The following is a 2,041-nucleotide window of genomic DNA, read 5'->3' on the forward strand; positions in this document are numbered from 1 at the left end:
ATCGGAACAACGGCATCGGTGATGAAATCACCCGCCTGCATCCTGGCCCAAAAAACCTGCAAAAGATCAGGCCTCACATGAATTGAATACCCCGCCATGACAACACCCATCCGCTAAGTGTTGCAATCACCGCGAGAACCCAAGGATCCTTCACCGGGCGCGCACTTCGCGCATGCAGGCTGGAGACCGCTAGTACTTGGAACTCTTATCGTCCACTTTGTGACTGCGGACAAGTGCGTGTACCAAGCCGGCCGCTAACGCCGTCACGATTACAAGGCAAACGGCAGTCATGATCCAAGTCGCAAGGAAGCCAGCCACCGGGCCAAAGTAGCAAGAGGTGTCGCCTTGGAAGCCCTCAGGGTACATGCTGCAACTCCCCATCGGGATCCAAATAACTCCCACGAATACAGCTATTGGAGCGATGAACAGCAGCCAGGGCCACGGTCGATTCCACGGCCACTCATCCAGTCTTCTCTTCATCTGAACCCCCTAGATCTGCCGTTCCTCTACCAGTTAGTTGGTTTTCCGATTATCTGTCGGTCGTTGTGAAGTCGAGCTGGATGTGGGCCCGATGAAAATGGCGTATCGCGTGCTGCATGATTCAGTATCGCCCGTGCCTATGCTCGTGGTCCTGGTCACGTGACGGCGTTTCGGTGGTACTGACTGTCTTGAGTTGGCTCCCGCCGTTGGCACCTATCCATCGGAACCATGATGACTACGAGCGGAAACGCAGATTCTTTCCGGCTTCTGTTGGGGTCGGAGGTGTTCGGTAAGGGATCCTCCACCGGACACTGCCATATTCTGCCGAAACCACGCCCGGTATGCTGCGACGCCGGTTAGTCTGCGTGTATGAAGCCACGCGGAATTCTTGTCGCTGCTCTAGTGCTGGTAATTATCGTCGTTGCCATAATTGTGGCCTGGGCAAGTTTCGGTGACCGCCCAGGCCCCATGACCACTACGGCGCTCAGCAGCGCCGGGGAATCGATCGACTAACGGGCAACTGAATACGTTGCGCTCCTCCGGAGTCAGGCCGACTTAGGTTAGGAGAGGTAGGGGAACCGACTTGGATTAACAGCCCTTTGTTCATGCCGATTGCGTAGCTTCAAAGCTCTAACTGTGGGCCGAGAAGCTACTAACTGTCGGAAGAATCGGCCGACCCCTTACGCTTGTCTTCCCTTCGCCTGCGCCGGCGCTCCATCAGCGGAATGACGAGCAGGACTGCAAATACGGCTCCGATAACAGCGCCAGTGCTTCCCCCAAAGAATCCCCGAACAAAGTCCGGCCAAAAGCCAGATCCAGTGCCATCCGGCAGGAGATTATGGACAACTACTGGCCCGACTATTCCATAGGTGATCAAGGCAGCGAGCCAGATCCGACCCTTAGTTGTCCCCACGATGATTGCGCATAGACGCTTCGCATACGACCAGAGGGTTTCCTCACCGTCTCGTGCCATAACCCACCCGTCGTTGTTCCGCTCACTACCATCATCCCCTGCGTGTCAACGTCGTGTCACCGCGCACTTAAGCTGATCCCTTATGGGCATTGGAACCGCTAGTGCGTACCCACGATTTCCTCTACCTTCTAGGGGTTGTCCCGATGTTCCTTCTCGTTACTGAAATAGAACAGTCCAAGTGCTGGGATCATGACCAGCCCAATAATCAAAACTATCCAGTTGCCCTGGCTGACCAGGAAGAAAATTCCTGCTGCAACGATTGCAACCACGACAAATAGGCTAATCAGGCTATGCGTTCGGCCGCGGTCGCGGTAAGTCCATATTTGGCCCCTTTTGGGGAACCTAGTCACTCCCAGCTCCGCTTGGTCATGACTGCATCATAGGGCTTGTACTGCCCGGTGAAGGGTGGGCTATCGGACGCACTTCCGCGTCCAATAGGGGATCCTTGGGTTCTCGCGGTGATTGCAACACTTAGCGGATGGGTGTTGTCATGGCGGGGTATTCAATTCATGTGAGGCCTGATCTTTTGCAGGTTTTTTGGGCCAGGATGCAGGCGGGTGATTTCATCACCGATGCCGTTGTTCCGAT

General features: G+C 55.3%; 2 protein-coding genes. One reads left to right on the forward strand and one right to left on the reverse strand.

Annotated elements, in window-relative coordinates; genetic code table 11:
• Positions 1-849 precede the first annotated feature (849 nt).
• Complete coding sequence (locus AC1DBN_RS21325; RefSeq protein ID WP_477724178.1) at positions 850-993, forward strand: hypothetical protein; 144 nt, start codon at positions 850-852, stop codon at positions 991-993.
• Positions 994-1,581: 588 nt separating this feature from the next.
• Here AC1DBN_RS21325 and AC1DBN_RS21330 read toward each other — a convergent pair.
• Positions 1,582-1,722 (reverse strand): hypothetical protein, encoded by a 141-nt coding sequence (locus AC1DBN_RS21330; RefSeq protein WP_477724179.1) that lies wholly within the window; start codon positions 1,720-1,722, stop codon positions 1,582-1,584.
• Positions 1,723-2,041 lie beyond the last annotated feature (319 nt).

This window comes from Pseudarthrobacter sp. 10T415 (genome assembly GCF_056394175.1).

Excerpts from the sequence above, each read along its gene's own strand:
- AC1DBN_RS21325 (WP_477724178.1), top strand. The coding sequence starts at position 850 with ATGAAGCCACGCGGAATTCTTGTCGCTGCTCTAGTGCTGGTAATTATC.